Genomic DNA, 24394 nt, shown 5'->3' with positions numbered 1-24394 from the left:
CACAAATGCCCCGCATGAGCGGGGCATTTGCCTTTCAGGGTCTAAGCTTTCCTGAAGTCAGGCGACCAGGGCCTGCTGTTCGTGAGCCTCGCAGATCAGCTCGCGCAGTACCCGGCGTTCTTCGGGCAGCGTGGCGGCGCGGTGCAGGGCGACGCTGCCTTCTGCATCGGTAACGGCGACTTCCGTCTCGAAATGCAGTTGGAGTTCGTCCAGGGTGATGTAGGTGATGCGGTACGCCTCGTCAGTGCTGTGCATGGTCGCAGGCTCGATGTTGTGGGAGGGCACAGGCCCGATGGATGCATCGTCGCGCCGCACCGGCAAGGGTGGAAGTGAAACGCCGTGATGGTGAACATCACGAAAGGCGATGGTGCCGGCGAGATTTTCCGGCATCTGTCATGCAGGACGGGTATCCTGCGCGGGCGTGCCCACATCGGGCACTTTGTAAATCGAATTGGAGCAGTGACATGAGCCGCGACAAGCAGCTTTTCCCGGAAGACGAAATCGGCGATGCCCTGTGGGCCCTGCAGGAAGACGGCGAAGACCTCTCCCTCGAGCATGAGGTGGAGTTCGCGGTGATCTTCCCGGACGAGCAGTCCGCCCTGGACTTCGCCATCATGCTGCTGCAGAACGGGCAGAAAGTGGCGTACTCCGAGTATGACGGCAATGACAAGCTGCCCTGGCAGGTCCTGGCCTATCCGGTGATGGAGCTCAGCCACGAGCACATCAGCGGCTATGCGGCGCTGCTGTCCGAGCACTCCGCTGACCTGGGTGGTCAGATGGACGGCTGGTCGGCGCTCTGATCGGCTGATGCTGCATGAAAAACGGCGCCTTCGGGCGCCGTTTTTCTATGTGTCAGTCATCGAGTTCCGTACCCCCTGTGGAGCCCCTCTCCCTCACCCTCTCCCTGAAGGGAGAGGGGACTGGGTTGTGCCGGCTGAGGCTTTGGTATCAGCCGGCACGGGTTGCTCCCTCTCCCTTCAGGGAGAGGGCGGGGGAGAGGGTTGGCCCCGAGAACAAATCTTCCCCCATGTAATGAGCACCCTTGCACCACGTATAACCCGTCAGCGTTATCCGCCCTACGTCCTGAGGTTTTGGTATCAGCCGGCACGGGTTGCTCCCTCTCCCTTCAGGGAGAGGGCGGGGGAGAGGGTTTGGCCCCGAGAACAAATCTTCCCGCATGTAATGAGCACCCATGCTGTAGGAGCGAGCTTGCTCGCGAACAGGCTTTCCCGGCAGTAACAGCGTTGGGCGGATTCGCGAGCAAGGACTAGGCGTCCCCCTCGGTCCTACGAAGTGCCAAAGGCCCGCGCGATGCGGGCCTTTGCCATGACGCCGGACACGTCACTCCGGCAACGGCGCATGGCGCGCCACCTGGCGCAGCGCCTGCTCGTAGTAGTCGGTGCTCTGCGCCCCGGAGATCAGCTGGCGGCCGTTGAGGATCACCGCCGGCACCGCGCGGATGCCATGGCTGGTGTAGAAATCTTCCTCGGCCACCACTTCGTCGCCATAAGCGTCGCTGTCGAGAATCTCCCGTGCGCGCACGGCGTCCAGGCCTACGCTGATGGCCACTTCCAGCAGCACTTCCGGGTCGCTCGGGTCGCGCCCTTCGCCGAAGTAGGCGTGCAGCAGCGCCTGCTTGAGGGCTACGTCGCGGTGCGATTCCGCCGCCCAGTGCAGCAGGCGATGGGCGTCGAAGGTGTTGTAGATGCGGCTGCGCTTCTTCAGGTCGAAGTGCACGCCGACTTCCTCGCCCATGGCGCGCAGGTGCTCCTGGTTGCGGGCAATGTCCTCGGCGCTGCTGCCGTACTTGCGTTGCAGGTGCTCCACCAGGTCTTCCCCTTCGGCGGGCATGTCGGCATTGAGCTCGAAGGGCTTGATGCGCAGCTCCACGGTCAGTTCGCCGTCGACCCGGCGCATGGCCTCCAGCAGGCCGTTGAGGCCGATGGCACACCAGGGGCAGACCACGTCGGAGACGAAATCGATGGTGATGGCGTCGCTCATGGGGCGAACTCCGGCAAATGGGCGAGCAACTAGCATGGACCCGGAAGGGGGATTCGATCCAGTCACGAGACGGCCGGGAGTGCTTCGACAGGCTTGCCGGTTGCCAGCGCTTCAGGGCTGAAGCGCTGGCGGCGGGCCTGGAATAGGGGCGACGTCCGTGTCGCGAAGAGGGTCAGAAGTCCACGGTCATCGATAGCTTCAGGGTGCGCGGATCGCCCTGGGTCAGATAGCCACCGATGGTGGAGGCCCAGTAGGACTTGTTGGCGACGTTCTCCAGGTTGGCGCGCAGGGTCACGTCACGCTCATCCACCTTGAAGGCGTAGCGGGCGCCGAGGTCGAAGCGGGTCCAGGCGGGGATGCTCAGGTCGTTGGCGGCGTCCAGGTACTGGCCGCCGGTGCGCAGCACGCGGCCGTTGATGGCTGCACCCTGGATGCCCGGAACATCCCAGTCGGCGCCCAGGTTGTACTGGAAGGTCGGCACGCCCACGGCGCGGTTACCGTCGGTCTTGCCGCCGGCGGTGTTCTTCAGCTCGGTGTCGATCCAGGTGCCGCCCGCCAGCAGGCGCAGGCCGTCGACCGGCTCGCCGAAGACGTTCAGCTCGACGCCGCGGTTTTCCTGCTCGCCGTCGACGCTGAAGATCTTCGAATCCGGGTCAGTGGTGCTGAAGGGTTGCTCGATGCGATAGAAGGCCAGGTTGCCGCCGTAGCTGCCGAAGTCCAGCTTGGCGCCCACTTCCACCTGCTTGGAGCGGTTCGGCGCGAAGACTTCGCCGAAGTTCGCAGCGCTGCTGGGGGCGGTCGGCCCTGCGGCCAGGCCTTCGATGCGGTTGGCGTAGAGCGACAGGTACTCGGTGGGCTTCACCACCAGGCCGTAGACCGGCGTGGTGATCGACTCGTCGTAGCTGGCGGTGCGCTTGCCGACGTAGTTCCAGCCGTCGGTGCCGATGCTCTGCCGGCGCACGCCGACGGTCAGCAGCACACGGTCATCGAGGAAGCCCAGGGTATCGGCGGCGGCCAGGCTCTTGTTCAGTGTCTTGCCGACGATACCCGGGTCGCTGTAGTCGCCGCCGGTCAGGGTGGGCGCCGGCTTGGGCGTCTGCACCGGGTTATAGATGTCGGTGGGGTAGCGCTTGGTGATCATGGTGTAGGCGCTGCGTTGTTCGGCCCAGATGCCGGCGACGCTGAGGTTCATCTGGTGGGTGACCGGCCCGGTGGCGAAGTGGCCGTTCAGGCCCGCCATGGCGCTCTTGTTGTCCTCGTCGTGGGTGGCGTCCATCATGCCGCCGCCTGCGGCGCCGTTGTTGTCGCTGAGGGTCAGGGCCGAGTAGGAGCCGTTCTCGCGGGTGTGCTTGGCGCCGCCGGAGAGGTAGGCAGTCCAGTTGTCGTTGAGGTCGTACTCGGCGCGGAACATGCCGAAGGTGTCTTCGAGCTGCGAATAGCTCCAGGACTGCGCGTAGTTGTCGTCGGCGTCCGGCGCGTGAGGGATGCTGGTGACACCGGTGCCGACGTAGACCACCGGGCGGCCCTGGTTGATGCGCTGCTTCTGGTAGCCGAAGTCGGTGTTCAGGCGCAGGCGTTCGCCACGGTAGTCGAGGTTGACGGTGGCCAGCTTGTAGCGCTGGTTCTCGTCGTCGACGCCGGTCTCGCCCTCGCGCTGGGCGAGGTTGACCCGCGCGCCGAAGCGGTTGTCCTCGCCGAAGCGCTGGCCCAGGTCCAGATGCTCGCCGATCTGGTTGTCGCTGCCGTAGCCCAGGGTCACGCTGCGGGTGGGAGTGTCCTCGGCGCGCTTGGTCTGCAGGTTGACCGCGCCGCCGATGCCGGAACCGCTGGGTGTCACGCCGTTGATGAAGGCGTTGGGACCCTTGAACAGCTCGACGCGCTCCAGCGACTCGGTGCCGATGATTTGCCGCGGGGTGACGCCGTACAGGCCATTGAGCGAGACGTCGTCGGTGCTCAGCGGCAGGCCGCGGATGACGAAGATCTGCGAGAAGTTGCCATAGCCGTTGCCCTGGCGCACCGAGGCGTCGTTGAGCAGCACGTCGCCGACTGTCTGGGCCTGGGAGTCCTGGATGGTCTTGGCGGTGTAGCTGGCGAAGCTGAAGGGCACGTCCTGGATGTCCTGGTTGCCCAGCATGCCCAGTTGCGCGCCACGGGCGACCTGGCCGCCGGCGTAGGCGGGTGGCAGGTCGCCAGGCTGCCGCGCCGCGCCGCTGACGGTGGTGGCGTCCATCTCCAGGGCGCCGCTGTCATCGGGGGTGGCCTCTACGCCATAGCCGCTGTTCTTGCGTACCAGGCGGTAGCCGCTGCCCTGCAGCAGGTGCTCCAGGCCCTGTTCCGGCGCGAAGCTGCCGTTGAGACCCGCGCTCTGCTGGCGATTCAGCGCCTGCGCTTCGAAGGCCAGCGGCACGCCGGCCTGGGCCGCAAAGCGCGCCAGCACCTCGCCCAGCGGGCCGGGGGCGATGTCGTACTGGCGCTGCTGGCTGGCGGCTTCGGCGGCCAGGGTTGGCAGCACCGCACCGCCAGTCAGTGCCAGGCCGACGGCCAGGGCGAGGGAGTGGGGGCGAAGTCGGGAGCGGAGGAGCATGGAGTGTTCCTGTCGGCGAATGGAGGGGTTCTGCCTCTTCACCGGGCGAGATCGAAAAAGGTGTCAGGGGGTGGGCGAAAAAATTTCAGAGTGTTGGGCTTATGTTGTAGGAGCGAGCTTGCTCGCGAACCGCCCAACGCCAGTGCGGCCGGAGAGTCTGTTCGCGAGCAAGCTCGCTCCTACAGATGACCGGATATTCGGAGTGGGGCGTGCCCTCACCCCAGCCCTCTCCCAGGGGGAGAGGGAGCAGATCGTGCCGGCTGATGCAGCGGGTCTTATCCTGCACCGAACGGCCCCCTCTCCCTGAGGGAGAGGGCTGGGGTGAGGGGGAAGCGCGGGCACAGGGGTAGCCGTTGGTAGGGCGCATAATGCACCAGCGTTATCCGCCGTCGTGGCAGCGGGGCATAACCTGTTCCAGGTTTTGCGCCCCACGCGGGTGCTGGCCATTCACGCCGGCTCCACGGTGACCCAATACCGCGTCATCCGCCGCAGCTTCACCGGCAGCATGTCCGCCAACAGCGCCAGCCCGGCGTCGCTATCGCCCAGGGGAATCGCCCCGGTCACGCACAGGTTTGCCAGGCGCGGGTCGCAGCGCAGGAAGCCGCTGCGGTAGCGCCCCAACTCACCCAGCAGATCGTCCAGGCGCATACCCTGGGCCAGCAGCATGCCGTTTTCCCAGGCGCTGGCGTTGGCGTCCGCCGTCTGCAGCGGCTGGAAGCCCTGCGCGCCGAACACCAGTTGCTGGCCGGAGCCGACCGTCTGGCTCGCATAGCCAGGCAGTTCGACGCTCACTTCCTTGTCGAGCACCGCGACCCGGCACGCATCGCCCAGGTCACGCAGGCTGAAGCGCGCGGCGGAGGTGCGCAGCAGGCCGTGGCGGCTGTCGACGAGGAAGGGACGTGGGTCGGCCAGGGCGTCGACGAGGATTTCGCCTTCGAGCAGGCTCAGGCGCCGCTCGCGGGCGTTGAAGGCCACGTTCACCGCGCTGTCGGTATTCAGGGTCAGCTGGCTGCCATCGGGCAGGCGCAGGTGCTTGCGCTCGCCGACGGCAGTGCGCAGGTCGGCGTTCCACTCCGCCCAAGGCATCTGCCGCGCTGCCAGCCAGGCGGCTGGTGCCACGGCCATCAGCACGCCCAGGCGGTTGAGCATCTGCCGGCGGCTCAGGCCCGTGCGTTGCAGACTTTGCCGGCCGAGCCCCGGCGGCAGCTGGCGCAGGCCCAGCAGGGCTTCGGCGCGGCGCCAGGCTTCGGCATGCTGGGCGCTGCGCGCGCGCCATTGTTCGATGGCCTGCAGGTCGGCATTGCTGGCCGGGTGCTCATTCAGGCGCACCAGCCAGTCGGCGGCTTCGCCGAGGATGCCGGGGTCCAGCGGTTGTTCGCGCATCAGGCGACGCTCAGGCAGGCGACAAAACCGGCGCGCATGTAGCGCTTCACGCTGGCCAGGGAAACGCCTAGGCGCTCGGCGATCACCGGGTAGGTCAGGCCATCCAGTTGCGACAGCAGAAAGGCCTCGCGGGTCAGCGCCGGCAGCTCGCTCAGGGCGGCGTCGATGCGCTCCAGCGCCTCGAGGATCAGCTCGCGGGTCTCCGGGCCGGGCGCCAGTTCCTCGGGCAGTGCGGCGACGCTGTCCAGGTAGGCGCGCTCTATCTCCTGGCGCCGCCAGCGATCCACCAGCAAGCCCTTGGCAATATGGGTGAGGAGGGCACGTGGACGCTCGCCGAGGTCTTCCAGCGGCCGCCGCAGCAGGCGCAGGAAGGTGTCATGGGCGAGGTCGGCGGCATCCCAGGCGTTACCCAGCCTGCCGCGCAGCCACTGCTGGAGCCAGCCGTTGTGCTCGTTGTAGAGAGTGTGCAGATGCTGCGGGGACGGGGTTTCGACGAGGGCCACAGTGCGTGCGTCAGATTTTCATTTGAGAATGCCTATCATTTTAGGGTTTTCCCATCGTGCAGCGCAATGCCGGAGCGACGCAGCCGGTCGGACTGCGACATCCGCGCCCCTGCTGCACTGGAATTGCCACGAAGACGCGCTACCTTGAGCCTGTTGCACTCAGAAATTTCTGACGCTGCACTTCCTCTCGCCGTCCCGCGCAGGCAACGGACCCGCAGCAGCAGGCCCGGCAGTCACCCAGCAGATACGGAGCACACCATGGCTCGCACCACGCCCATCGAGCTTTACCGCAATATCGGCATCGTCGCCCACGTCGACGCCGGCAAGACCACGACGACCGAGCGCATCCTTTTCTACACCGGTGTGAACCACAAGATGGGCGAGGTGCACGACGGCGCGGCGACCATGGACTGGATGGTGCAGGAACAGGAGCGCGGCATCACCATCACCTCGGCGGCTACCACGGCGTTCTGGCAGGGCTCGTCCAAGCAGTATCCCAACAAGTACCGCTTCAACATCATCGACACTCCCGGCCACGTCGATTTCACCATCGAGGTGGAGCGCTCCCTGCGTGTGCTCGATGGCGCAGTGGTGGTGTTCAGCGGCGCCGACGGCGTCGAGCCGCAGTCCGAGACGGTCTGGCGCCAGGCCAACAAGTACCACGTGCCGCGCCTGGCCTACGTCAACAAGATGGACCGCCAGGGCGCCGACTTCCTCCGTGTGGTGGCACAGATCAAGCAGCGCCTGGGCCACACCCCGGTGCCGATCCAGCTGGCCATCGGCTCGGAAGAAACCTTCTCCGGGCAGATCGACCTGGTGAAGATGAAGGCCATCGTCTGGAACGATGCCGACCAGGGCACCAGCTACACCGAGGAGCCCATCCCGGCGGAGCTGCAGGCGCTGGCGGACGAGTGGCGCGCGCACATGGTCGAGGCTGCGGCGGAAGCCAACGATGACCTGATGAACAAGTACCTCGAAGGCCAGGAACTGACCATCGAGGAGATCAAGGCCGGCTTGCGCCAGCGCACCCTGGCCAACGAGATCGTCCCGGCGGTGCTGGGCTCATCGTTCAAGAACAAGGGCGTGCCGCTGGTGCTCGACGCGGTGATCGACTACCTGCCGGCGCCCACGGAAATCCCCGCGATCAACGGCACCGACCCGGACGACGAAGAGAAGCACCTGGAGCGCCACGCCGACGACAGCGAACCGTTCTCCGCGCTGGCCTTCAAGATCGCCACCGACCCCTTCGTCGGTACCCTGACCTTCGCCCGCGTCTATTCCGGCGTACTGAGCAGCGGCGACGCAGTGCTCAACTCGGTGAAGATCAAGAAGGAGCGGGTCGGCCGGATGGTGCAGATGCACGCCAACCAGCGCGAGGAAATCAAGGAAGTGCGCGCCGGCGATATCGCCGCGCTGATCGGCATGAAGGACGTCACCACCGGCGACACCCTGTGCTCAATCGACAAGCCGATCATCCTCGAGCGCATGGACTTCCCCGACCCGGTGATCTCGGTGGCCGTTGAGCCCAAGACCAAGGCCGACCAGGAGAAGATGGGCATCGCCCTGTCCAAGCTGGCCCAGGAAGACCCCTCGTTCCGCGTCAAGACCGACGAGGAAACCGGGCAGACCATCATCTCCGGCATGGGCGAGTTGCACCTGGACATCATCGTCGACCGCATGCGCCGCGAGTTCAACGTCGAGGCCAACATCGGCAAACCGCAGGTGGCCTACCGCGAGGCGATCCGCAAGAAATGCGAGATCGAAGGCAAGTTCGTCCGCCAGTCCGGTGGCCGTGGCCAGTTCGGTCACTGCTGGATTCGCTTCGAGCCGGGCGATGAAGGCAAGGATGGGCTGGAGTTCGTCAACGAGGTGGTTGGCGGGGTGATCCCGCGCGAATTCATCCCGGCGATCCAGAAGGGCATCGAGGAGCAGATGCAGAACGGCGTGCTCGCCGGCTACCCGCTGATCGGCCTGAAGGCCTCGGTGTTCGACGGTTCCTACCACGACGTCGACTCCAGCGAGATGGCGTTCAAGATCGCCGCCTCCATGGCCACCAAGCAGCTTTCGCAGAAGGGCGGCGCGGTGCTGCTGGAGCCGGTGATGAAGGTCGAGGTGGTGACGCCGGAGGACTACATGGGCGACGTGATGGGCGACCTCAACCGCCGGCGCGGGCTGATCCAGGGCATGGAAGATACGCCAGCGGGCAAGGTCATCCGCGCCGAGGTGCCGCTGGGCGAAATGTTCGGCTATGCCACGGACGTGCGCTCGATGTCCCAAGGGCGGGCGAGCTATTCGATGGAGTTCACCAAGTACGCCGAGGCGCCGGCGAACATTGCCGAGGCGATCATCAAGAAGGCCCACGGCTGAGGTTCCTGGCTGAGCCGACAACGGCGCCCGCGGGCGCCGTTTCTTTTGCTTTTTGTAGGAGCGAGCTTGCGCGCGAACCGCTCCGCTTCGTAGGGCGCATAACCCTTTCCGGGTTATGCGCCCTACGCTCCTGAACCCACAACGGTGCCAGAGAGCGCCGTTGCTTCTGCTTTTTTGTAGGAGCGAGCTTGCTCGCGAACCGCTCAGCTCCGAAGCTCCCGGCAGAATGGTTCGCGAGCAAGCTCGCTCCTACAGGGATTGCCGGCCCTTGGATTTCGGGGGTGTGAAGCGCTAGCGGTCAATCACTCCGCCACCGGCAACCCGAAACAGAACATCGCCCCGCACGGCTCGACGTTCTCCGCCCAGATATCCCCGCGATGCCGCGAGACGATGCTCTGGCACAGCGCCAGGCCGATGCCGTTGCCGCTCACCTTGGAGGTGAAGAAACCATCGAACAGGCGCTCCTTGGCCCCGGCATCAATGCCGGGGCCCTGATCGAGCACGCACAGGCGCGCGCTGTCGCCCTCGCGCGAAGTGCGGATGCGCAGCAGGCGGCGCTCCTCGGGGAGGTTGAGCATCTCCTCGATGGCGTTGAAGGCGAGGTTGAGGATCACCTGGCCGACCAGCACCTTCTCGCAGCTCACCCACAGCGGTTCGTCGCAGCGCTCCAGCACCACGCGCACGTTGCTTGGCTGGGCCTTGAGGCTGATGAAGTAGAGCGTCTCGCCGAGCAGTTCGTTGAGGTCGATGCGCTGCTCGGCCTGCTCCAGCTTCACCACGTACTCGCGCACGCTCTTGATGATCAGCGAGGCGTGTTCGATCTGCCGCACGGCGCTGTCCAGGCCCCAGGCGGCGGAGGCTTCGGCCTTCTGTTCGCGGTCCAGGCGGATCAGCGCGCCCTCGATGAAGTTGCGCGTGGCCGCCAGCGGCTGGCTGAGTTCGTGAGCAATCGCCAGGGCCATCTCGCCCATGGCGTTGTAGCGCGCCAGGTACTCCAGCTTCTGGTCGCTCTGGCGTTGCGCCTGGGCGGCGCGGACCTGCTCGGTGACGTCGCGGAACAGCAGCAGGTGGCCGACCAGGTCGTCCTCGATCTCGATGTAGCGGCAGGTCGCGTGGTGCCAGCGCCATTCGCCATCCAGGCGCTGCAACTGATAGCTGACGGAGTACGGCTCGCGGCTGGGCGGCTGCATCGCCAGGTGGTGTTCCAGGCGCGGGCGCGTGGCGCTGTCGCAGCGGCCGAGGAAGTTGTGCGCCATCCAGTCGTCCTGGCTGCCGCCGAGCAGGGGCAGGGCGGACTCGCTGAGGAAGCGCAGGTTGCCGTCACCGTCGAGCACCGCCACGCCTTCGGCGAGGTCCTGCATGAAGGCCTTCAGGCGGCTCTCGAAACGCTGCAGGTCTCGCTCGACCTGCTTCTCCTTGGAAATATCGCGGAACTGCACCATCAGCACGTCGCGCTCCTGCAGGTGCACGCGGGTGGCAACAGCCTCGGAGAGGATTTCCACGCCCTGCTTGGAGCGGTAGCACCATTCGATGGTGCGCTGGCCGGTGCGCGCGGCGCCTTCCAGCCAGCGCAGGCCGACCGAACGGCGGTACTGCGGCGCCTTGGCAGTCATATCCGGGGCCTTGAGCGGCACCAGCTCTTCCAGGGTGAAGCCGAGCACGGCCAGGGCGGCGTTGTTGGCCCAGAGGATTTCCTTGGTCTGCGCATCGTGAAGGATCACGCACAGCGGCATGGCCTGGAGCAGGGCGAGGAAGTCGTCGGGCTTGGGCTGGAACATCGAAGCTCGCTCTCGATTGCAGGGACGGGTAGGCAGTGGCGCCTTTATACCGCGCAGCGTAGCGCGAAGGGACTGCGGAGTAACTCGCCGCCGACTAGGGGATTTCCTTAGGCGCGGGGCTGCACGCCCCAATAGTTGGGCGTGCACGGCGGTTCATACACTGGCCCCAACGACGACCGACCCGCATCGAACGGGCCGGCCCTACAAGAACAACCGGAGATGACGCCATGCTGCGTGCCGCCCTCGCCGAACCGCTCGATGCGGACGGCCGTGCCCTCGAATTCCAGCGCGTGCTCGACGAAGTCCGCCAACGCCGCGACGAGTTCGACAGCCGCTCCCACGTTCCCCGCGACATGATCGAACGCTTCCGCGATGTGGGCATCTACCGCGCCGCGACCCCGCGCTGCTTCGGCGGCGACGCGCTGCCGCCGGCGCAGTTCCTGCGCCTGGTCGAACGCATCGCCGAAGCCGATGGCTCCGCCGGCTGGGTGGCCAGCTTCGGCAGCGCCAGCACCTACCTCACCGCACTGCCGCGCCACACCCTCGCTGAACTCTATGCCGACGGCCCGGACCTGGTGTTCGCCGGCGGCCTGTTCCCGATCCAGCCGGCCACGCAAGTGGAAGGTGGCTGGCGCGTCAGCGGTACCTGGAAGTTCGCCAGCGGCTGCAAGGGTGCCGATGTGCTTGGCGTCGGCATCGGTATCGGCGGTCCGGGCGGCAAGCCGCGCACTGCACTGCTGCGTGCCAGGGACGTGGAGATCGTCGAGAACTGGAATGTGGTCGGCCTGAAAGGCACTGGTAGTCACGACCTGAAGCTGGACAACGCCTTCGTCGCGGACGACTGGACCTTCATTCGTGGCGGCGAGTCGAACATCGACGAGCCGCTGTATCGCTACCCGACCATCGCCTACGCCGCCCAGGTGCTCGCCGTGGTCAACCTCGGCCTGGCCCGCGCGGCGCTGGACGAGATCACCCGCATGGCGTCTTCCAGCGGCGTGACCGGCGCGCCCAAGCTGGGCGATCGGGCCTATGTGCGCATCGAGATCGGCAAGGCCGAGGCCGAATTGCAGGCCGCGCGCGGCTTCTTCTATGACGCCACCGAGACCGTCTGGGACTCCATCCTTGCCGGCAACGTCGTGACGCCCGAGCAGGTCAGCCAGCTGCGCCTGGCCGCCGTGCACGTATCCCGCGCCGGTGCTGACGTGGTGCGCCGCGCCTACAGCCTGGCCGGCACCACGGCTATCTACCTCAACCACCCGCTGCAGCGCTACTTGCGCGACGCCATGGTGGTGACCCAGCACGCCTTCCTCAGCGATGGCATGTACGACGGCGCCGGCGCGGTGCTGCTCGATGTGCCGCCGTTCCCCGGATACATCTGATTCTCCTGAATACAAAAGCAAAAAAGGACCCGGAAACATGACTCGTCCGACCACCGAACCCTTGCGCGTACTGTTCTGCATCGGCATCGCCCAGCCGTTCTTCGACCTGCCCACCGGTGAAGGCATCACCGTGTGGAAAGGCTTCTCGCAGATGATGAGCGACCTCGGCGCGCTGCCGGGCATGAACGTGCTCGGCGTGCTGGACGACGACCGCCTGATGGTCGGCCCGTCCACCACCTCACCGTGGACCGTCTACATCATGGCTGACGTCGATTGCCACCAGACCGTGATCGACGCCTGCAACCTGTTCCGCACCACCCCGGTGGGCGAGTACAGCCTGTGGAAGTACGCCAAGGTCGAAGCCCGCATCGGCCGCCCGCTGACCATTCCCGAAGCCGCGCGGACCTGAGCCATGAGCAGCCTGAGCATGGCCGAGCTGAACCGCCGCCTGGAGACCCTTGAAGGGGAAAGCCAGGTGCGTCGGTTGATGGCCCGCTACATGGACCTCTGCGACGTGCCGCACGCGCCGGTGGCGATGAGTGAGCTGGCCGAGCTGTTCAGCGAGGACGCGGTGTGGGAGGGCATTGGCACCTCCACCGCGCAGACCTTCGGCCATCACCAGGGCCGCGAGGCGATTGCGGCGTTCGTCTTCGGCTATCTGCCGCCGTCGCCGCACTTCACGCTGAACCTGCACTTCCTCACCAGCGAGTCGATCCGTGTCGACGGCCGCACCGCGCGCGGGCAATGGATCATGCAGCAGCTCTCGACCTACGCCGAGGGCCACACCGAGCTGTTCGGCACGCGCCTGGACATCGATTTCCGCGAGATCGACGGGCGCTGGCAGATCAGCCACTTCCGCACGCAGCGCCTGTCGCAACGTTTGCTGAGCGGCGCCGAGGAGAATCGCGCATGAGCACCTTTGTCAGCGAATTTCTCCTGGGCGGCAACGGCAAGCGCGTTGCGGTCAAGGACAGTATCGACATCGCCGGCCATCCGACCCGTTGCGGCACCCGCGCGCTGGCCGATGCCGCACCCGCCGAACGCAACGCTTTCGTGGTCGACGCCGTGCTGAACGCCGGCTGGCAGATCGTCGGCAAGACCAATCTTCACGAACTGGCCTTCGGCGTCACCGGCATCAACGACTGGACCGGCACGCCGATCAATCCGATGGCGCCGGACCGCGTGCCCGGCGGCTCCTCCAGCGGTTCCGCGTCCGCCGTGGCGGCGGGGCTGGCGGATATCGCGCTGGGCACCGATACCGGTGGTTCGGTCCGTGTGCCGGCGGCCTGCTGCGGCATTGCCGGGTTGAAGCCGACCTTTGGCCGAGTCAGCCGCGACGGCGTGCACCCGGCGCAGAGCAGCCTGGATTGCGTCGGCCCGTTTGCCGCCACTATGGCCGACCTGATCGCCGCCATGCAGGTCATCTGCCCTGGTTTCGGTGACGTGCAGCTGCCAGGCGAGGGCGCCCGCGTGGCCTTCCTCGAAGTGCCGTCGGCTCCGCACATCCAAGCTTGCCTGGGCGCCGCCGCCGACCGCGCCGGCTGGCGCCGAAGCCACCTGTTCCTCGGCGAGTTCGAGGCGGCCTTCCAGGCCGGGCTGGTGGTGATCAATCACGAGAACTGGGCCGCCTACGCGGCGCTGACCGGCAAGGGCCTGATCGGCGCCGATGTCGAGCAGCGCCTGCTGCTGGCCAGCCGCACCACCGACGCCGAGCGCGCCGAGGCGGAGAAGGTGCGCGAGCACTTCACCCGCGCTATCGACGCCGCGCTGGAGGACTTCGAAGTCCTGCTGCTGCCGACCATGCCCGACCTGCCGCCGCTTCTCACTGATGCGCGCAACGGCAAGTCGGTGGCCGGCATGACGCCCCTGGTACGGCCTTTCAACCTCAGCGGACACCCGGCGCTGACCGTGCCGGTAGACCTGGATTGCGGCGGGCTGAAAGTCGGCCTGCAGATCGTCGGCCGCAAGGGCGACGACGAACGCGTCTGCGCCTTCGGCGCGCAACTCGAACACAGCCTGGCCGCCACGCGGCCTGCGCAAAAACATAAGAAATCGGCATGAGGAGATGGGCATGAGCGCTCACGAATACCGGCTGATCGCCCGGTCGCGCAGCGTCGAAGAGCTGGTCGGCGACGACCGCGTCGATGTTTCGCTGTACAACGACCCGCAGCTGTTCGAAGCGGAGATGGACAAGATCTTCTACCGCACCTGGGTGTGGGTCGCCCACGAAAGCGAAGTGCGCAACGCCGGTGACTTCAAGACCACCAGCGTCGGTCGCCGCCCGGTGATCGTGGTGCGCGACAAGAAGGGCAACATCAACGTCCTGGAAAACCGCTGCCGCCACCGTGGCGCCACCGTCTGCGAGAAGCACAAGGGCAACGCCACCGGCTTCACCTGCCCGTACCACAGCTGGTCCTACGCGCTGGACGGCAAGCTGCGTGCGCTGCCGTATCCGGACGGCTACGAGGACATCCTCGACAAGTCCGAGCTGCCGCTGACCAGCCTGCGCGTGGAAAGCTACGCCGGCATGGTGTTCGCCACCTACAACGACGAGATCGAGCCGCTGGAAGACTTCCTCGGCGGGGCAAAGCACTGGATGGACCTGTTCATGAAGCAGGGCGCCGGCTACCCGATCAAGACACAGGGCGAACACAAGTTCACCTTCCGCGGCAACTGGAAGATCCAGCTGGAAAATACCACCGACGGCTACCACTTCCCCATCGTGCACAAGTCGTTCATGTCCTCGGTGGATGAAGAGACCGAAGAGATGCTCTCGTTCATGAGCGACGAGCAGGCGGTGACTCACGCCCTGGGCAACGGCCACAGCGTGATGGTGATGGTTCCCGAGCACGTCGACCTCGACCACGACGATGGCACCGAGCAGCTCCAGGAGCGCTTTGCCCACGTCACCGAGGAATTGTCGAAAACCATGCCACCGGAGCAGGTGCGCCGCATCGTCCGCTCGCTGCATGGTGCCGGCTTCAACCTCAACCTGTTCCCCAACGTGGCCATGTCCATGTCGTTCTTCCGCGTGCTGCGGCCGATCTCCGTCACCGAGACCGAGATTCGCCACGTCGCCCTGGGCATGGACGGCGGCCCGGAAATCGCCAACCGCGAGCGCATGCGTATCCACGAGCACTTCCAGGGTCCGTTCGGCTTCGGCAGCCCGGACGATGCCGAAGCCTGGGACCGCGTGCAGCGTGGCTCCTACGCCGGCGTAGACGCACCGATCCTGGTCAACCGCGGCCTGAACCGCGAAGTGGTCGCCGGGAACGGTGACAAGGTCTCCCACGCCACCGACGAAGGCGGCATGCGCGAGGCGTACCAGATGTGGAAAAGGATGATGAGCCAATGAGCAACGACACCCTGAACGGCTTCTCCGGCCCGCTGGCCCAGGCCATCGAATTCGTCTGGCGCGAAGCCGAACTGCTGGACCGCAAGGATTACGCGCAGTGGTCGCAGCTGTGGAGCGAGGACGGTATCTATGTGGTGCCGATCGACGGCGAGGGCGATGACTTCGCCGCGCGCCTGAACTACGTCTTCGATGACGCGCGCATGCGTGCGCTGCGCATCGAACGCCTCACCGGCGGCCATTCGCCGTCGGCGGTGGATGCGGCGAAGACCGTGCGCACGGTTTCGCGCTTCAGCCTGGTGGAAGCGGCGGGCGATGTGGTCGAGGTGAACTCGGCGCAGGTGCTCTACGCCTACAAGCGCGGTGTCGCGACTCCTTTCATTGCCGACCTGAACCACCGTATCCGCTTCACCGACGGGCAAGCCCGCCTGGAGCGCAAGGTGATCCGCCTGATCAACGCCGAAGACGCGCTCAACGCGCTCGGCTTCCTGCTCTGAGGGCTGCGCCATGCAACGAGTTGCCCTGGTAACCGGCGCCGCACGCGGCCTCGGCGAAGTCATCGCGCGCCGCCTGCACGCTGCCGGCCTGCGCGTGGCGCTGGCCGATCTGAACGAGGACGCAGTGCAGCGTCTGGCCGATGAACTCGACCCGGAGGGCCGCACGGCCCTTGGTTTGAAGCTGGATGCGCGGGAGAAAGCCGACTTCGAACGCGCCCGCGATGTGATTGCCGAGCGCTGGGGCGGCACCGACATCCTGGTGAACAATGCCGGGATGTCAAAGGTGGCTGCGCTGATGGACATCAGCCCGGAGGACTTCGACGCCTCCATGGCGGTGAACCTGCGCGGCACCTTCGTCGCCTGCCAGGTGTTCGGCATGCACTTCGCGGCGCGTGGTTTCGGCCGCATCGTCAACATCGCCTCGCTGGCCGGGCAGAACGGCGGCACCGCCACCGGCGGCCACTACGCCGCGGCCAAGGGCGGCGTGGCGACCCTGACCAAGGTGTTCGCCCGCGAACTCTCGGCGCAGGGCGTGACCGTCAACGCGATCTCGCCGGGGCCATTGGACTTGCCGGTGGTCTACGAGAGCGTCGCGCCTGAGCGCCTGGAACAGATCCTCAAGACCATCCCCGCCGGCCGCCTGGGCGACCCGACCTTCATCGCCGACAGCGTGCTGCTGCTGTGCGCGGAGAACGCCGGGTCGGTGACGGGCGCCTGCTGGGATATCAATGGTGGGTTGTTCATGCGCTGAGATTTGAACCTTGGGGACGGGGTGTGTTTGAGAGCCCCTCTCCCCAGCCCTCTCCCTGAAGGGAGAGGGAGCTGTCCGTACCGGCTGACAATGCGGATTCACCCTGTGCCGAACGGTCCCCTCTCCCTGAAGGGAGAGGGAGCTGTCCGTACCGGCTGACGTTGTGGATTCATCCTGTGCCGAATGGTCCCCTCTCCCTGAAGGGAGCGGGAGCTGTCCGTACCGGCTGACAATGCGGATTCACCCTGTGCCGAACGGTCCCCTCTCCCTGAAGGGAGAGGGAGCTGTCCGTACCGGCTGACAATGCGGATTCACCCTGTGCCGAACGGTCCCCTCTCCCTGAAGGGCGAGGGAGCTGTCCGTACCGGCTGACGTTGTGGATTCACCTTGTGCCGAACGGTCCCTTCTCCCTTCAGGGGAGGGAGCTGTCCGTACCGGCTGACGTTGTGGATTCATCCTGTGCCGAATGGTCCCCTCTCCCTGTAGGGAGAGGGAGCTGTCCGTACCGGCTGACGTTGTGGATTCACCCTGTGCCGAACGGTCCCCTCTCCCTTCAGGGAGAGGGTTAGGGAGAGGGCAAAGCTGCCCGCTCCGATATTTCAGGAGTGAGCCCCGGCTCGCTCCGACATCAAACCGAAAACCCGTCCGCTCGTAACAAAGAGGCCGGTAAGGGGCCACAGAGCCCGCACTCAACGCCTTGCAGGTAACGCCATGATGAAGGTCAGAATCGAGAGAATCGTCGAGGAAGCGCAGGACATCCGTTCCCTGCGTCTCGTACGTTGTGATGGCCAGCCGTTCGACGCCTACGAGCCGGGCGCCCACGTCGATGTCACCGGGCCCACCGGGGTGACGCGCCAGTATTCGCTGTGCAGCCCGCCGGACGATCGCGCCGCCTACCTGGTGGCGATCAAGAAGGAAGGCGCCTCCCGTGGCGGCTCCAGTGCGCTGCACGAAGTGCGCGAAGGCATGGAGCTGGACATTGGCGCGCCGCGCAACCTGTTCCGCCTGGCAGCGGAAGCCCGCGAGCACGTGCTGTTCGCCGCCGGTATCGGCGTCACGCCGCTGCTGAGCATGGCCTACCGCCTGAACGCCAAGGGCGAGCCCTATCGCCTGCACTATTTTGCCCGTTCCGCCGAGCACGCGGCCTTCGTCGAGCTGCTGGCCAGCGAGGCGTTCGCCGGCAAGGTGGAGCTGCACTACGGTGTCGAACCTGCCGACCTCGACCGCGTGCTGGGCGAGTGCCTGGAACGCGCACCGAAGCAGGCCCACGTCTACACCTGCGGCCCGGCACCGTTCATGAACAAGGTGGTGGAGATCGCCGCGCGCAGCCGCCCGGAAGACGCCATCCATCTGGAGCACTTCCAGGCCGACCCGGCCGCCAACGCGGCGCCGGCCGGTTCCTTCGACGTGGAGCTGGCCAGCTCCGGCGTGGTGCTTCACGTACCGGCGGATTCGACGCTGGTGGACGTGCTGCAGGCCCACGGCTGCGACATCGACACCGAGTGCCGCGAAGGCATCTGCGGCACCTGCATCGTCGAAGTACTGGAGGGCGAGCCGGAGCACCGCGACAACTGCCTGTCGAACAAGGAAAAGGCGTCCAACAAGCAGATCTGCGCCTGCGTTTCGCGGGCGAAGTCGGCGCGGTTGGTGCTCGACCTGTAACGCAGATCGCTCTGCGTATGATGGTGTGGAGCGAAGCGATAACCACCAATCTGCGCGCCAGCAGCATGGGTATCGCAAGCTCCACCCATCCTACGGACATGGATCATGTAGGAGCGAGCTTGCTCGCGAACCCGCTTGATGCGGGTGCTATGGGGATACTCCGTTCGCGAGCAAGCTCGCTCCTACAAACCAGGGCGGTGCGCGGTGGCACGGCGGGCAATTCGTCTGGCAGGCAGCGACACTCGCGCGCTGCCGGCAACTGCTAGCCTCCGGCGATAGTCCCTCGCTGGAGTCCCCCATGCCTGCGCTGATCGCGCGCCTGGCGCTTGGCTGTCTGCTGCCGATCGCCATTCTGCTCGGGCTCGGCGCAATGCCGGGGCTCGGCTATGCCTGGGATTTCGCCAACGCTGCCGGGCTGCTCGGTGCCTGCCTGCTGGGGCTGCTGTTCGTCATCGGCGGTCGGCCTCAGCCGCGTCCGTTGTATGAAGGCAAGTTTTTCCTGCGCCTGCATCGCGACCTGGGTTTTGCTGCTGTCGCGCTGCTGCTGGTGCACATCGTTGTACTGCTGATCGATGAGCCGCTGCTGATCGAGGACCTGCTGCCGTCCGCGCCCGGTTATATGCTGGCCGGGCTGGCTTCGGCGGTCTTGATGCTGGTGCTGGCGGCTTCCAGTTTGAGTCGTGTGCGCTCACGCTGGAGCAGTGGTGCGGCTTCGTTCCGCCGCTGGCATTACGGCGGCAGTCTTTTTGCCCTGTTGCTAATGGCCGTGCACATACTCGGCGCGGGTTACTACAGCGGGGGCGTATGGAAGGGCATACTGCTGGGGGCGTTGATGCTGGCAGTGGCTGTGTGGCCGCGCTTGCCTAAACCAGCCAATGGCATCAATGGGCGCAAACGAAATACGGCGCAGCGCGCGACCTGGCTCGCGCTGGTGGCCAGTGGCGTGGTCATCGGGTTGTCGGCCCTCTACAGCCTGCTGGCGAACCTGGAGCTGCCGCTGTGAGGCGCGCCTGGATTGGCCTTTCCGTTGCGGCGATCGTCGCGCTGTCGGCAGGGGCGTGGTTTGTCCACGATCATTGGCAACGCAGGCGACCTTTGATGCCGCTGGTGTTCCCTCATGAGCCGCACGCTTCGGTGAACTGCATCACCTGCCACCACGACTACAAGGACCAGTCGCCTTCGGTTTCCGGCAACCGCACCTGCATTCTCTGCCACAAGCAGAGCCCGGCGCTGGCCGTGCGTATCGAGGCGGATTTCCATCAGCTCTGCCAGAGCTGCCATCTCGAACGCTTGCAGGCTTTCCATGCCAGCGGGCCGGTGCGCAGCTGCCAGGCGTGCCACCGCAATACTAGGGAAATGCCGAACCTGTAGGAGCGAGCTTGCTCGCGAACCCGCCTGATGCCGAAGCTGCGGGCAAAACTGTTCGCGAGCAAGCTCGCTCCTACAAAAAACAAAGCCCGGCGGAGTGCCGGGCTTTTTTCAGCTGCGATAGAGCACCGGCCGCCGCAGGTGCACATAGCTGTACCCCTCGCGCGCCAGGGCGATGCGCTGCGGGTCCAGTTCGGCTACCAGTAGCTCCTCGCTGTGCTTGGCCTTGGTCAGTACCTGGCCATCCGGAGCGACGATGCTGCTCAGCCCGCAGTACTCGATCTCGCCTTCGCTGCCGACATAGTTGGCATAGGCGAGGAACACCTGGTTCTCGTAGGCGCGGGTGGGCACCAGTACCTGGGCGACGAATTCGTAGGGGCGCATGTTGGCGGTGGGCACCAGCACCAGGTCGGCGCCAGCCATCGCCAGGCTGCGCACGTTTTCGGGGAACTCGACGTCGAAGCAGATCAGCAGACCGACCTTCCAGCCGTCCAGCTCGAAGATCGTCGGCGGCTCGTCGGAGGCGCTGAACTGGCTGCGGTCGAGATCGCCGTAGAGGTGGGTCTTGCGGTAGTTGGCGCGGCGCTCGCCCTGGCGGTCGATCAGCTGCACGCTATTGAAGATGGCGTCACCGTCGCGCTCGGGGTAGCCGTAGAGGATGCCGAGCTTGTGCTGGCGGGCAATCTCGGCGATGCGCCGGGCCGACGGGCCGTCACAGCTTTCCGCCAGCTCCGCGACACGCTTGGCGCCGATGTTGTAGCCGGAGAGGAACATCTCGGGCAGGACCAGCAGGTCCGCGCCGTTCTGCACCGCCTGCTGCGCGGCCTGCTCCAGGCGCTGCAGGTTGCCGGCGACGTCCTCGGGGCCGGGTGGGCACTGGTAGAGGGCGAGGTACATGGTGTTCTCCTTCGAAATGCGCAGGGCCGGGACCAGGCAGTGTGCACCCGTTCCCGGCCCCGCGCGAGCCGCTCTTCAATGAGTGGAATGAATCAGTCCGGCAGTTCCATCGGGCCCAGTTCGGCGAAGCGATCGCCCGGGCCAGGGTTCTGCGGATGGGTGGCGCCACCGAAGTGCTTCATGATGCCCCACACGGCGTTGAGCGAGGTCTGCACCGCGCCTTCCACCCAGGCCGGGGTCCAGGACACATCGTCACCGGCGATGAAGATGCCGCGCTGCTCGGCGGGCATGTCGTCCTGCATGAAGTGCGCGTACATGCGCTGGTTGTAGCGGTAGTGGCCCGGCAGTGCGCCCTTGAAGGCGCCGAGGAAGTGCGGGTCGGCCTCCCAGGACACGGTGATCGGGTTGCCGATGATGTGCCCGGCGATGTCGACTTTCGGGTAGACCTTCTTCAGGGCGTCGAGGGCCAGCTGCACGCGTTTCTCCACCGGGTGCGGGAGCATCTTCATGGCGTCGCTCATCCAGGAGTAGGACAGGCAGATCACCCCCGGCTTGTCGTCGCCGTTGTCGAACAGGTAGGTGCCGCGGGTGAGGCGATCGGTGAGGGTCATGCTCATCACGTCGCGGCCGGTCTGCGGGTCCTTGTCCTTCCAGAACGGCCGGTCGACCATCACGAAGGTCTTCGACGACTGCATGTAGCGGGTGCGGTCCAGGGCCATCCACATCTTCTGCGAGAACAGCGCTTCCTCGCATTCGATCTGGGTGGTCAGCAGCCAGGTCTGGCAGGTTGCCAGGACGGCTGCGTAGTGGCGGGTATCGCCCCAGTAGTCGGTGACGGCGAAGGTGCCGTCGGCGGCGCGGGCGATCTTCTTCACGCCCGGACGCGGCGCGCCGTTGTGCAAGGAGGCGAGAGAAGTGCCGGCCGGCCAGTGCGCGCAGTTTTCCGGCACGTGGCTCCAGATGCCGCGCGGTACCTGCTCGACGCCGCCCACGACCAGGTGCTGGTGGTCGTCGCAGTTGGTCATCACCACGCGGAAGATTTCCAGCATGGAGTTGGGGAAGTCCGAGTCCCAGCCGCCAGTGCCGAAGCCGACCTGGCCGAAGATTTCGCGGTGGCGGTAGGACAGGCGCGAGAAGGCCTTGGAGGTGGCGACGAAGTCATAGAAGGTGCGGTCGTCCCACTTGGGTACCAGCTCGTCCCACAGGGCCTTGAGCTTGACCGTGTCGCGCTCGCGAATGGCGTCCTGGATCTCGGAGAAGCGTGCGCCGTCCTCCAGCGCGTCGGCCCAGGCCTGGGCCACTTCACGGAAGATTTCCGGCAGGTCGGCTATCTTCTCGGCGTAGTGGCTGGTGCCTTCCAGGTCGACCACGGTGCTGCCCGAGGCCGGGGTCAGCGGGTTGGGGAAGGGCTTGGTTTCAAGGCCGAGCTTGTCGACGTAGTGGTAGAAGGCAGTGCTGGATACCGGGAAGCGCATGCCGCCCAGCTCGGCGATGATGCCGTCGGCGCCTTCGAAGGTTTCCGAACGCAGGCGGCCGCCCATCTTCGAGGCTTCGTAGACCACGGGCTTCAAGCCCATCTTCATCAGCTCGTAGGCCGCCACCAGCCCGGAAATGCCGGCGCCGACGATGGCCACTTCCTGGCCGTGCTTGTCGGCGGGGATGCTGCCCAGGCCGGCGGGGTGTTCGATCCAGTCGTCGAAGGCGAAGGGGAAGTCCGGGCCGAAGATGGTCACCGGTTTCTTGCCGGGGGTGTGGGGGTGGCGGTTCTTGTGCATGGAAGGCTCCCTTCAATCTTATTCGACTTATGCGGCTCGCCGGCCTGTATCACCAGCTTGGCAAGGCATTGCAGCGCCCGCTGAAACCAGTCGATGAGTGGCGCGCGGGCAAAGAAATGGCGAGCTGGTGGGCTCGCCTTGGTAATCACTATTGCAAAGCTCGTCGTTGAAATGAACCTGGCAATCTGCAAGATTGGCTAGAGCTTTCAGGCAAATTGACCAATACCATGAGCAATATGACGAAAAACGCCGATGCGGCCTTGCTGAACCTGTTGCGTGCCAATGCCCGCGAGTCGATTTCCGAGCTGGCGCGCAAGCTCGGGGTGTCGCGCTCCACGGTGCAGAGCCGTATCGAAAGGCTGGAGCAGCAGGGGATCATCAGCGGCTATTCGATCAAGGTGTCGGACAGCTACGCGCAGTCGCTGGTGCGCGCCCACGTGCTGGTGACGGCGCTGCCCAAGCTGTCGCACCAGGTGGTACAGGCGCTGGAGAAGATTGCCGAGGTGAAGACGCTGCATTCGGTGAGCGGCAACTTCGACATGATCGTGATCGTCGAGGCGCTATCGATCCGCGACCTGGATGCGGTGCTGGATCGCATCGGCGCGCTGGATGGGGTGGAGCGGACGATGTCGTCGATCATTCTGTCGACGCGTATCGATCGGTGAGGGAGTTGTTGCCTGGGTAGGTGCGGAGCTTGCCCGCTCCTCCGCCGGCAGTGCCAGCGTGGGGCGGGTTCGCGAGCAAGCTCGCTCCTACAGTCAGCCTCCGCGTGCTCTTCGTAGGAGCGAGCTCGCTCGCGAACCGCCGGCAGGGCCGGCGTCTCTTGCGACGAAGAGTAGCCGGCGATCAGCCCAGCTCTTCTTCCAGCGCCAGCAGCTCTTCCACGCGCTGGCGGCGGCGGATCAGCTTGGCTTCGGCGCCTTCGAGCAGCACTTCGGCGATCAGCGGGCGGCTGTTGTAGTTCGACGACATGGACGCGCCATACGCGCCAGTGTCTTCGATCAGCAGCAGGTCGCCGACCTGGGCACGCGGCAGGGCGCGGGGGATGACCACGCCGCCGTCGCCCTGGGTGAACACGTCACCGGACTCGCACAGCGGGCCGGCCACCACGGTATCGATCACCTCGCGGCTGGCCACGTCGCCGGCCAGTACGCGGATGCCGTGGTAGCTGCCGTACATGGACGGGCGCATCAGCTCGTTGAAGCCGGCGTCCACCAGTACGAAGTGGTTGCGGCCGGCGTCCTTGGTGGCGCGCACTTCGCTGAGCAGGCAGCCGGACTGGGCGACCAGGTAGCGGCCCGGTTCGATCTCCAGGTGCAGCGAGTGGCCGACCACGGCCTCGGCGGCCTTGCGCGCCTTGTCCCACAGCTGGAAGTAGTGCGCGGTGTCCACTTCCGGGTCGCCGGCGCGGTAGGGGATGGACAGGCCGCCGCCGGCGGAGATGCCGGAGATGTCGTGGCCGGCATCCTTCACCTGTTGTACCAGGCCGAGCATGGCTTCGCCGACCTGGGCCAGGTGGCCGTAGTCGACGCCCGAACCGATGTGCATGTGCAGGCCGACCAGGCGCAGGCCGCGCTCGCGGATCACGTCCAGTGCGGCACGCAGGTCGCTGTGCCAGATGCCATGCTTGGAGTGCTCGCCGCCGGTGTTGGTCTTGTTGCTGTGGCCGTGGCCGAAGCCGGGGTTGATGCGCAGCCACACCGGGTGGCCAGGGGCGACTTCGCCCAACTGGCGGAGCATGTCGATCGAGCCGGCGTTCACCGGGATGCCGTGCTCGACCACGGTTTCCAGGGTGGTGCGGTCCAGCAGGTCGGCGGTGAATACAATCTCGGATTCGTCGTTGCGGCACGAGTAGCCGGCAGCCAGGGCACGCAGCAGTTCGCCCTGGGAAACGGCGTCGACCTTCACGCCCTGTTCGCGCATCAGGCGCAGGATGTGCAGGTTGGAGCAGGCCTTCTGGGCGAAGCGGATGATGTCGAAGCTCTTCAGGCGCTCGATCTGGCCGCGGATGGTGGCTGCGTCGTAGATCCACAGCGGGGTGCCGAATTGCAGGGCGAGCTGTTCGGCGCGGGGCAGGGCGAGGTAAGTCATGAATGG

22 protein-coding genes are annotated in these 24394 nt (G+C 66.0%); 13 read left to right on the top strand and 9 right to left on the bottom strand.

From position 1 onward, the window contains the following. Positions 1-57: 57 nt before the first annotated feature. Complete coding sequence (gene ptrC, locus AC2T4A_RS21940; protein ID WP_416747198.1) at positions 58-255, bottom strand: type III secretion system co-regulatory protein PtrC; 198 nt, start codon at positions 253-255, stop codon at positions 58-60. A 209-nt stretch (positions 256-464) separates the two neighbouring features. Here ptrC and AC2T4A_RS21935 point away from each other — a divergent pair, with 209 nt between their 5' ends. Next, positions 465-800 carry a ribonuclease E inhibitor RraB gene (locus AC2T4A_RS21935; protein ID WP_024762270.1) on the top strand — a complete coding sequence of 112 codons (336 nt, stop codon included), beginning with the start codon at positions 465-467 and terminating at the stop codon, positions 798-800. A gap of 541 nt (positions 801-1341) precedes the next feature. Here the strand turns inward: AC2T4A_RS21935 and AC2T4A_RS21930 are convergent. From AC2T4A_RS21930 to AC2T4A_RS21915, 4 genes are all read right to left on the bottom strand, one after another. Then, complete coding sequence (locus AC2T4A_RS21930; RefSeq protein WP_416747200.1) at positions 1342-2001, bottom strand: DsbA family oxidoreductase; 660 nt, start codon at positions 1999-2001, stop codon at positions 1342-1344. A gap of 172 nt (positions 2002-2173) precedes the next feature. Then, positions 2174-4585, bottom strand: a complete 2412-nt coding sequence (locus AC2T4A_RS21925) for a TonB-dependent siderophore receptor (protein ID WP_486741784.1) — start codon at positions 4583-4585, stop codon at positions 2174-2176. Positions 4586-5032: 447 nt separating this feature from the next. Continuing rightward, positions 5033-5968 carry a FecR domain-containing protein gene (locus AC2T4A_RS21920; protein WP_486741783.1) on the bottom strand — a complete coding sequence of 312 codons (936 nt, stop codon included), beginning with the start codon at positions 5966-5968 and terminating at the stop codon, positions 5033-5035. After that, positions 5968-6471: a sigma-70 family RNA polymerase sigma factor gene (locus AC2T4A_RS21915; protein WP_486741781.1), complete on the bottom strand. Its 504-nt coding sequence runs from the start codon at positions 6469-6471 to the stop codon at positions 5968-5970. The genes AC2T4A_RS21920 and AC2T4A_RS21915 overlap by 1 nt, the downstream gene beginning before the upstream one ends. 258 nt (positions 6472-6729) lie before the next feature. Here AC2T4A_RS21915 and fusA point away from each other — a divergent pair, with 258 nt between their 5' ends. Further along, positions 6730-8838 (top strand): elongation factor G, encoded by a 2109-nt coding sequence (gene fusA, locus AC2T4A_RS21910; protein ID WP_416747208.1) that lies wholly within the window; start codon positions 6730-6732, stop codon positions 8836-8838. Between the two features lie 302 nt (positions 8839-9140). On the opposite strand, the gene AC2T4A_RS21905 is transcribed toward fusA, so the two are convergent. Continuing rightward, positions 9141-10616 (bottom strand): PAS domain-containing sensor histidine kinase, encoded by a 1476-nt coding sequence (locus AC2T4A_RS21905; protein WP_486741780.1) that lies wholly within the window; start codon positions 10614-10616, stop codon positions 9141-9143. 227 nt (positions 10617-10843) lie between these two features. Here AC2T4A_RS21905 and AC2T4A_RS21900 point away from each other — a divergent pair, with 227 nt between their 5' ends. The 10 genes from AC2T4A_RS21900 (at position 10844) to AC2T4A_RS21855 (ending at position 19628) form a co-directional block, all read left to right on the top strand. Further along, a complete protein-coding gene (locus AC2T4A_RS21900; protein ID WP_486741779.1) occupies positions 10844-11995 on the top strand; it encodes an acyl-CoA dehydrogenase family protein in 1152 nt (383 codons plus the stop codon). A 37-nt stretch (positions 11996-12032) separates the two neighbouring features. Then, positions 12033-12404: a hypothetical protein gene (locus tag AC2T4A_RS21895; protein ID WP_017516776.1), complete on the top strand. Its 372-nt coding sequence runs from the start codon at positions 12033-12035 to the stop codon at positions 12402-12404. Between the two features lie 3 nt (positions 12405-12407). After that, positions 12408-12908 carry a nuclear transport factor 2 family protein gene (locus AC2T4A_RS21890; protein ID WP_416747215.1) on the top strand — a complete coding sequence of 167 codons (501 nt, stop codon included), beginning with the start codon at positions 12408-12410 and terminating at the stop codon, positions 12906-12908. Then, positions 12905-14056 (top strand): amidase, encoded by a 1152-nt coding sequence (locus tag AC2T4A_RS21885; protein WP_486741778.1) that lies wholly within the window; start codon positions 12905-12907, stop codon positions 14054-14056. The genes AC2T4A_RS21890 and AC2T4A_RS21885 overlap by 4 nt, the downstream gene beginning before the upstream one ends. Before the next feature lie 10 nt (positions 14057-14066). Continuing rightward, positions 14067-15350, top strand: a complete 1284-nt coding sequence (locus tag AC2T4A_RS21880; RefSeq protein ID WP_486741777.1) for an aromatic ring-hydroxylating oxygenase subunit alpha — start codon at positions 14067-14069, stop codon at positions 15348-15350. Then, complete coding sequence (locus AC2T4A_RS21875; RefSeq protein ID WP_478379049.1) at positions 15347-15844, top strand: aromatic-ring-hydroxylating dioxygenase subunit beta; 498 nt, start codon at positions 15347-15349, stop codon at positions 15842-15844. Before AC2T4A_RS21880 ends, AC2T4A_RS21875 begins: the two co-directional genes overlap by 4 nt. 10 nt (positions 15845-15854) lie before the next feature. Then, a complete protein-coding gene (locus AC2T4A_RS21870; RefSeq protein WP_486741776.1) occupies positions 15855-16595 on the top strand; it encodes an SDR family NAD(P)-dependent oxidoreductase in 741 nt (246 codons plus the stop codon). A 711-nt stretch (positions 16596-17306) separates the two neighbouring features. Beyond that, on the top strand, positions 17307-18257 hold the full coding sequence (locus AC2T4A_RS21865) for a PDR/VanB family oxidoreductase (protein WP_478379047.1): 951 nt from the start codon (positions 17307-17309) through the stop codon (positions 18255-18257). Between the two features lie 298 nt (positions 18258-18555). Next, positions 18556-19260, top strand: a complete 705-nt coding sequence (locus AC2T4A_RS21860; protein ID WP_416747222.1) for a ferric reductase-like transmembrane domain-containing protein — start codon at positions 18556-18558, stop codon at positions 19258-19260. A gap of 95 nt (positions 19261-19355) precedes the next feature. Then, positions 19356-19628: a cytochrome c3 family protein gene (locus AC2T4A_RS21855; RefSeq protein ID WP_416747224.1), complete on the top strand. Its 273-nt coding sequence runs from the start codon at positions 19356-19358 to the stop codon at positions 19626-19628. A 108-nt stretch (positions 19629-19736) separates the two neighbouring features. Here the strand turns inward: AC2T4A_RS21855 and AC2T4A_RS21850 are convergent, their stop codons facing one another. Then, positions 19737-20522, bottom strand: a complete 786-nt coding sequence (locus tag AC2T4A_RS21850) for a carbon-nitrogen hydrolase family protein (RefSeq protein WP_416747226.1) — start codon at positions 20520-20522, stop codon at positions 19737-19739. Between the two features lie 92 nt (positions 20523-20614). After that, complete coding sequence (locus tag AC2T4A_RS21845; protein WP_486741775.1) at positions 20615-22297, bottom strand: flavin monoamine oxidase family protein; 1683 nt, start codon at positions 22295-22297, stop codon at positions 20615-20617. A gap of 227 nt (positions 22298-22524) precedes the next feature. On the opposite strand from AC2T4A_RS21845, the gene AC2T4A_RS21840 reads away from it, so the two are divergent. After that, the gene (locus AC2T4A_RS21840) at positions 22525-22962 is read left to right on the top strand and encodes an Lrp/AsnC family transcriptional regulator (RefSeq protein ID WP_197698111.1); all 438 of its coding nucleotides are present in this window, start codon (positions 22525-22527) and stop codon (positions 22960-22962) included. A gap of 181 nt (positions 22963-23143) precedes the next feature. On the opposite strand, the gene lysA is transcribed toward AC2T4A_RS21840, so the two are convergent. Further along, entirely contained in the window at positions 23144-24388 is a 1245-nt protein-coding gene (lysA, locus tag AC2T4A_RS21835; protein WP_486741774.1) for a diaminopimelate decarboxylase, read from the bottom strand. Between the last annotated feature and the right edge of the window lie 6 nt (positions 24389-24394).

The sequence above is a fragment of the Pseudomonas sp. PVC-3-1 genome (assembly GCF_057444315.1).
The sequence above is the reverse complement of the archived record's forward strand: the minus strand, read 5'-3'. Positions and strand labels throughout refer to the sequence as shown.